3 protein-coding genes are annotated in these 7,569 nt (G+C 71.3%); all 3 read left to right on the forward strand.

All coding sequences use genetic code 11. From position 1 onward, the window contains the following. Positions 1 to 15: 15 nt before the first annotated feature. The 3 genes from bcsB to U4Z64_RS33660 all read left to right on the forward strand — a co-directional run bounded on the left by bcsB (position 16) and on the right by U4Z64_RS33660 (position 7,440). Positions 16 to 2,523 carry a cellulose biosynthesis cyclic di-GMP-binding regulatory protein BcsB gene (gene bcsB / locus U4Z64_RS33650; protein ID WP_321822267.1) on the forward strand — a complete coding sequence of 836 codons (2,508 nt, stop codon included), beginning with the start codon at positions 16 to 18 and terminating at the stop codon, positions 2,521 to 2,523. A gap of 1 nt (position 2,524) precedes the next feature. Continuing rightward, complete coding sequence (locus tag U4Z64_RS33655) at positions 2,525 to 6,991, forward strand: cellulose synthase subunit BcsC-related outer membrane protein (protein ID WP_321822268.1); 4,467 nt, start codon at positions 2,525 to 2,527, stop codon at positions 6,989 to 6,991. Positions 6,992 to 7,206: 215 nt separating this feature from the next. Beyond that, positions 7,207 to 7,440 carry a flagellar transcriptional regulator FlhD gene (locus U4Z64_RS33660; protein ID WP_044846956.1) on the forward strand — a complete coding sequence of 78 codons (234 nt, stop codon included), beginning with the start codon at positions 7,207 to 7,209 and terminating at the stop codon, positions 7,438 to 7,440. The last annotated feature ends 129 nt before the right edge of the window (positions 7,441 to 7,569 follow it).

A 7,569-nucleotide genomic window follows, 5' to 3' on the forward strand; every position in this document is an offset into this window, starting at 1 on the left:
CATGAGGCGGAAAGAATGACGTGGGCGTCGCGACAGCGCGGCAGCACGCGCCGCAAGGCGTGCATTTCGCAGGGCGCGGTTGTCGCGGTTCCTGCACGTGTCGGCCGGTATGCGCGCGTGTCGCGCAGGATGGTGTCGCTACTGCTCTGGGCAATGGCGGGCGGCATCGCATCGGGCAGCTGGGCCGCGGCCGCCGGGATGCAGGCACCCGGCGCGATGCGCGCGGCGGACGGCGCGATGTCGTCGGGCGATGCCGCGCCGCCGTCGCCGGCCATAGTCGTCGGGCCCGACACCGCGCGCCCCGCGCCGCTCGCCGAACCGGTGTCGGCGGCCGACGCCGCGCGTCGCCGCTTCGGTATGCTGCCGACCACGGCCGAGCCCGGCACGCTCGTGCCCGGCGGCCGGCGCCAGGCATTGACGTTCGCGGATCTCGGGGCACGCGATCCGCTGCAGCTGCGGGGTACCGACGGCCAGAACGGCATCGCGTTCTCCGTCCGGCGCGACGAGGTCGTCATGGGCGCGACGCTGCATCTGGTCTACAGCTACTCGCCCGCGCTGCTGCCGGATCTGTCGCAGCTCAAGGTGCTGATCAACGGCGAAGTGGCGGCGACGCTGCCGTTGCCGGCCGCTCAAGCCGGCATGACGGTTGCGCGCGACGTGTCGATCGATCCGCGCTTCGTCACCGAGTACAACCATCTGAACGTTCAGCTGATCGGTCATTACACGAAAGACTGCGAGGATCCCGCCAACTCGTCGCTGTGGGCGACGGTGAGCAACGCGAGCCGGCTCGAGCTGACCTACGCGGCGCTGCCGGAGCGGCCGGAACTCGGCGTCCTGCCCGCGCCGTTCTTCGATTCGCGGGACGTCCGGCGGCTCGAGCTGCCGTTCGCCTTCGCCGCGCGACCGCCGCGGGAGACGCTGGAAGCGGCGGGCATCGTCGCGTCGTGGTTCGGCGCGCTGGCCTCGTATCGCGGCGCGCGGTTTCCGGCCCGGCCCGGCGGCCTGCCTGAATCGGGCAACGCGGTGGTGTTCGCGACGGCCGACGATCGTCTGGACGGCGTGACGCTGCCGGCGATCGACGGACCGACGCTCGCCGTCATCGAGCGGCAGGCGCCGGCTCACGGCCAGCTGCTGCTGGTGCTCGGTCGCACGCCGGACGAAGTGAAGGTCGCCGCACTCACGCTCGTGCTCGGCAGCAAGACGCTCGCGGGTACGCATGCCACGGTGAGCCGGCTCGAGAACGTCGCGCCGCGCGTGCCGTACGACGCGCCGAACTGGCTGTCGTCGACGCGCCCGGTGCGGCTCGGCGAACTGGCCGAAGGGCGCACGCTCAGCGTGTCCGGCTACGACGCGGGCGCCGTCCGGATCGATCTGCGCGTCGCCCCCGATCTGTTCACCTGGGATACGCGCGGCGCGCCGATCGACCTGCGTTATCGCTACACGCCGACGCTGCGCGCGGACCGTTCGTCGCTCAACCTGAGCGTCGGCGACACGTTCGTGAAGGCGCTGCCGATCCCGGCACGGGAAACGTCGCGCTGGAGCCTGAGCCGCTACCTGCCGTTCGTCGCCAACGGTATCGACCGCGCGACGCTGCACGTGCCGCCGCTGCTGCTCACGCCGCGCACGCCGTTGCAGCTGCACTTCTTCTACGAGATCCCGGACATGGGCCGATGCACGGGGCGGCTGCTGCAGAACGTCGCGGGTTCGATCGACCCGGACTCGACGATCGACGTGTCGTCGTTTCCGCACTACAAGGCGCTGCCCGACCTCGCCGCGTTTGCAAACAGCGGCTTTCCGTTCACGCGGATGGCCGACCTGTCGGACACGGCCGTCGTGCTGCCCGCCGAGCCGGGCGCGGACGTCTACGGCCTGTACCTGCTCGCGATGGGACGCATGGGCGTGTCGACGGGCTATCCGGTCAGCGGTGTGACGGTGACGGACGCCGCCGGTGTCGGCGCGTTCGCGTCCAAGGATCTGCTGATTCTCGGCGCGCCGGACACCCAGCCGCTGCTGACGCGCTGGGCGGCGCGCATGCCGTTCGGCACGGATCGCGACGGCGGCCTGTTTGGCGGCCGGTTCGGTGGCCTGTTCGGCGGCGCCGAGGCGGCGCCGTCGCCTGGCGCCGAGCGCGAACGCGTGCGCGCCGGCCTGTCGATCGTCTCGGACGGCACGCGCGCGCTGATCGCCGGCTTCGAGTCGCCGTTGCGCAAGACGCGCAGCGCCGTCGCGTTGATCAGCGCGAGCGGGCAGGCGGACGAGGCGCTCGGCCGCGCACTGCTCGACGACGACATGCTCACGTCGGTCCAGGGCGCGATGGTCGTGATTCGCGATCGCACCGTCACGGTGACGTCGAACGAAACGTCGTATCACGTCGGTGCGCTGCCGCCGCTCACTTACCTGCGCTGGTTTCTGTCGGGGCGTCCGCTGCTGCTTGCGCTGTTCAGCGTGCTGGCCGCGTTCGTCGCGGCGGCGCTCTTCTATCGTCTGCTGCGTGCGCGTGCGGCGCGCCGGCTGAAGGAGTGACATGCGAAACCGACGGTTACGCGGGCTCGGCGCCGCCCGCGCGGGCGGTATCGCGAGTCTGCTGCTCGCGCTGACACTGCCGCACGCGGCGGCGGCCGGCAGCGACCCGCTGAAGGTACTCGTCGATCAGGGGCGATACTGGCAGGCGCATGGCCGGGGCGACCTCGCGGCGCAGGCCTGGAAGAAGGTGCTGGGCGTCGATCCGAATCAGCCCGACGCGCTGTTCGGCATGGGCATGGTGCTCGCCGACCGCAAGGACGTCGACGGTGCGCGCCGCTACCTGGAACAATTGCGCCGGATCGCGCCCGGCTTCGCGCGGACCGACGAGCTTGGCCAGCGTCTGGGCGAGACGAGCGTGCGCGACGGCGAGATCAGCGATGCGCGCCGCCTCGCGCAGACCGGGCAGAGCGCGCTGGCCGCGCAACAGTATCAGCGCGCGCTGCAAGGCGCGCCGTCGTCGCCCGCGCTGCAGCTCGAGTACTTCCAGGCGCTCGCGGCGACGCCGAGCGGATGGGCCGAAGCCCGCCGCGGCCTGGAACGTCTCGCGCGTGACAACCCCGACGATCCGCGCTACGCACTCGCGTATGCGCAGCACCTGACCTATCGCGACGCGACGCGCCGCGACGGCATCGCGCGGCTCGAGTCGTTGTCCGCCGACGCGAAAGTCGGGAAAACGGCGCGCGAGAGCTGGCGCCAGGCGCTGCTCTGGCTCGCGGCCAGGCCGTCGGATCAGGCGCGCTACCTCGCCTATCTGAAGGTGGTGCCCGACGATCCGCCGGTCAAGGCACGCTACGACAGCATGGTGCGACAGGATCAAACCGCGCGCGAGGGCGATCAACGCAGCGCATCGAACGAAGCGCGCGGCCACGCGATCGAGGATGGTTTTGCGGCACTCGAGCGCGGCGATCTGGACACGGCGCGCGCCCGCTTCAATGCCGTGCTCGCCACGTCGCCGAACGACAGCGACGCGCTGGGCGGCCGCGGCATCGTCGAGCTGAAGCAGGAGCACTTCGCGCAGGCACGCAGCGATCTGGAGCGCGCGTCGCGAGGCGGGAACGCGGCGCGCTGGCGCTCGGCGCTCGGCAGTGCGACGTACTGGTCGTACACGAGCGAGGCGCTCGGCGCGCAAAGCAACGGCGAGTTCGCGCGAGCGAAGGCGCTGTTCGAACGCGCGATTCTTGCGGATCCGTCGAACGTCACCGCGCAGGTGATGCTCGGCGACGCGCTGCTGGAGAATCGCGATGCGCGCGGCGCCGAGCAGGCGTACCGGATGGCGCTGCGGCGTCAGTCCGACAACCCGGACGCGATACGCGGCCTGGTCGGCGCGCTGGCCGCGCAGGGGCGCGGCGACGAAGCGTTGCAGTTCGCGACGCAACTGAGCGCCGAGCAGCAGTCGAAGGCCGGCGGCCTCGACCGGTTGCGTCGTACGGCCGAGGCCGCGCAGGCGCGGCAAGCCGAAGCGCGCGGCGATCTGGGCACGGCGCGCAGCCTGTTCGAGGACGCGCTTGCCGGCAATCCGGACGATCCGTGGCTGCGGCTGGATCTGGCGCGCGTGTACGTGCGGCAAGGGGCGATCGCGTCGGCGCGCAGCATGATGGACGGATTGCTGGCCGAACGGCCCGACATGACCGACGCACTCTATGCCGGCGCGCTGCTGGCCGAGCAGACGCAGGACTGGAGCCTCGGGCTGCAGCGGCTGGAGCGCATCGCGCCCGCGCAGCGCACGGCGGCGATGACGACGTTGCAGCACCGCCTCTGGGTGGGCCAGCAGGTGGCACTCGCGACACGGCTGGTGCGCGAGGGTCGCCGCGCGCAGGCGCTCGGCGTGCTGCACGACGCCGAGGGGATCGGCCAGTCGGTGCCGGGACTCGCGGCGCAGTTGTCGGCCGGCTATGCGGCGGCCGGCGACACGTCGCGTGCGCTGTGGATCGTGCAGCGTGCGCTGGCCCGCGAGCCGGACAACGCCGATTTGCTGCTGCAGTACGCGCGGACGCTGCTGACCGTGCGCAACGATGCGCTGCTGGGCGACGCGATGCGCCGGCTTGCCGCGCTGCCGCTGTCGCCCGCGCAGCGCGGCGACTTCGAACGCCTGAACCTCGAGATCGTCGTGCGTCAGGCCGATGCGGTACGCCAGGCCGGCGACCTCGCCGGCGGCTACGCCGTCATCGCGCCGTGGCTGGCCGCGATGCCCGACAGTCCCGAACTCCAGGCCGCGCTCGCGCGGCTGTACACGTCGGCCGGCGACGCGCCGAACGCGCTGAAATGCTATCGGGTCGCGCTGGCCCGCCGGCCCGACGATACGGGCTTGCTGGTCGCGGCGATCTACGCGGCGAGCAGCGCGAAGGCATGGCGCGACGGTGAAGCGTTCGCGGCCACGGCGCTGCGCATCGCGCCCGACGACCCGGGCTTGCTTGCCGCGACCGGCCGCCTGTATCGCGCGGAGGGGAATCTTTCGCTCGCCGCGCAGTATCTGCAGCGTTCGCTGCTGGCCGCCAATACGCCGCCGCCGGGCAGCAAGCCGGCGCCGTCGAACGTGCCGCGCGGCTGGGAAGACGCGATGCGGCGCATCGGCGCGAACCCGCTGCCCGGTACCAATCCGTTCGAAGGCAAGACCGCCGTCGATGTCGTTCATCCGTCGACCGGCTTCGGGGCCGCGGTATCGCCGCTGCCGGGCGTGCCTTCCTGGTCCACCCCGTCTTCTTCCGCTCCGACCGTGCCCTATACGATGCCTCCCGCGCCGCCCGCGACCTACGTCACCCCGTCCGCCGTGCCGGCCGCGCGCATGGTGCCGCCCGCCATGTCGCCGCAGGCGGTCACGGCCGATCCCGGCGATCCCGGCGGCTATGGCCAGGCGGCCGCCGGCGCGGGCGAGTCGGGCGGGCCCGCGACCGCGCGGCGCTATCAGTCCTATCAGTCCTATCGGGAGCCTGCCGCCGACGTACCGCCGGCGGGGGCGTCCGCGGGGTGCGTCGCGCAGTCCGATCCGAACGACGACTGTGCCGGCTACGTCGCCACGCCGTGGCCGATGTCGCCCGCGTCGCGGGCCGCGGCGGCGACCGGTTCGCCGGCGGCCGCGTCGGGTGCCAGGCCGGGCCGGCCGGCCCGCGGCGGGACGAAGGTCGCCGCGGCGCGCGCGCCCGTTCTTTCATCGGCCTACGGGCAGGCCGATGCGCCGCCTCGCTATATCCCGCAGCCGCCGGCCGGCTATGCGGGAGGCGACGCCGTGGCCCGTGCGCCGCAGCGGGACGCGGGCGCCAACGCTCAGATGCTCGACGTCGCGTCGGAACTGGCCCAGGTGAACAGCGAGCAGGCCAGCACGGCATCGGGCGGCCTCGTGTTCCGAAACCGGACGGGCGAGGCGGGGCTGTCCGGCCTCACCGACATCGAGGCGCCGCTGGAAGGGCGTATCAAGGCAGGCAACGGTCACGTCGTCGTGACCGCCACGCCGGTCATGCTCGACGGCGGCAACTCGGCGACCGACGTGCCGACTCTCGCCCGGTTCGGCGCGGGGCTCTCGCGGTCGGCCGGCGGCGGCTCGCCGGGTTCCGAAACGGCGAGCGGCGTCGGTCTTTCCCTGGGTTACGAAGGCAAGCAATTGAAGGCCGACATCGGCGCGACGCCGGTCGGGTTTCCGTACCAGGACGTGGTCGGCGGCGTGCGCTTCAACGGTGCGATCACCGATCGGGCGGCCTACTCGCTGGCCGTCACGCGTCGCGCGGTGACCGACAGCCTGCTCTCGTTCGCGGGCGCGCGCGATGCGAGTGCCGGCCTCAAGTGGGGCGGCGTGACGCGCAGCGGCGCGCGCGGCGCGCTGAGCTGGGACGACGGCACCAGCGGCGCGTACGTCGCGGGCGCGTTCGACTACTACGACGGCCATCACGTCGAACGCAACTTCGCCGGCAAGGGCAGCGGCGGCGCCTATTCGCGCCTGCTGCGCGACGCCGACCGGACGCTCACCGTGGGCGTCAATGCGACATGGATGCGCTTCAGCAAGAACCAGTCGTATTTCACGTACGGCCAGGGCGGCTATTTCAGTCCGCAGCAATACGTGATCCTGAATATACCGGTCGAGTACGCGGGACGAACGGGCGCGTTTGCGTACGATTTGAGCGGTTCGTTCGGCGTGCAGCATTACCGGCAGAACGCGGTGCCGTATTTCCCGCTCGATTCCGGCATGCAGGCGCAAGCGGCCGCGAATGCCGCCGCCAGCCAGGCGGTAGGGCTGGACACGGGGGCCGTGTATCCCGCGCGCAGCAAGACGGGCATCGCGTATTCGCTCGCCGCGCGCGGCGAATACCAGGTCGCGCCGCAGCTGGCCGTTGGTGGAGCGGCTTCGTTCGGCAATGCGTATCAATACCGCGAGTGGACGGCGGCCGTCTATCTCCGTTACAGCTTTACGCCGCAAGGCGGCCTGCCGGCGTTCCCGCCGCGCGCGTTCACGTCGCCGTATCTCGCCGACGCCGACTGAACGGATCCGCATGGCGCCGTGGCGATGCCGCGCGAATCGACGTGCGCGCCACGGTACGCGCGCCTGCGCGTGCTGGCGGATCCGTTCAGAGCTTTGTCGGTCCGGCGCTGCGTTCGCGACGTACAGTGTGTCATCGAAAATCCGGCGAGTGCCGAACCACCGGGTCGAAGCGAATCGACCGGCAAAGCACACGCGCTGGCCCTTCAAGACCGACCATGGCCGAACAACACGACATTTCCGATGCGATCGCGGAATTCAATCGATCGTATCTCATGCTTGCGAAGTGGCTGCTCCTCGTCAACCGGAGCGAGGCCACACGACAACTCGGCGTCTCGGAAATGACGGCATCGCGCATCGCATCGCTGACACTGGCCCAGATCGACCACCTCGCCACGCGCGGCAAGCTGTTTTGCGAGTTTCGCGACGAGTTCGCGCCCGGCTGTGCGTGAGTTCGTCGCGCGACGGTTCGCCATGACATCGGCACGGCTTCGTCGTCAGGACGCAGGGACGTACGCGCGCCGCGACGGCATCCTGAATCCGAACGCAGTGCGCGATCACGCAACGGTCCGACTGCTTCC

It is taken from the genome of Burkholderia sp. BCC1996 (assembly GCF_905339955.1).
Classification (GTDB): domain Bacteria; phylum Pseudomonadota; class Gammaproteobacteria; order Burkholderiales; family Burkholderiaceae; genus Burkholderia.

What these genes read in the sequence shown, in the direction of transcription:
- bcsB (WP_321822267.1), top strand. Translation starts at nt 16, where the DNA reads ATGACGTGGGCGTCGCGACAGCGCGGCAGCACGCGCCGCAAGGCGTGC.
- U4Z64_RS33655 (WP_321822268.1), top strand. Translation starts at nt 2,525, where the DNA reads ATGCGAAACCGACGGTTACGCGGGCTCGGCGCCGCCCGCGCGGGCGGT.
- U4Z64_RS33660 (WP_044846956.1), top strand. Translation starts at nt 7,207, where the DNA reads ATGGCCGAACAACACGACATTTCCGATGCGATCGCGGAATTCAATCGA.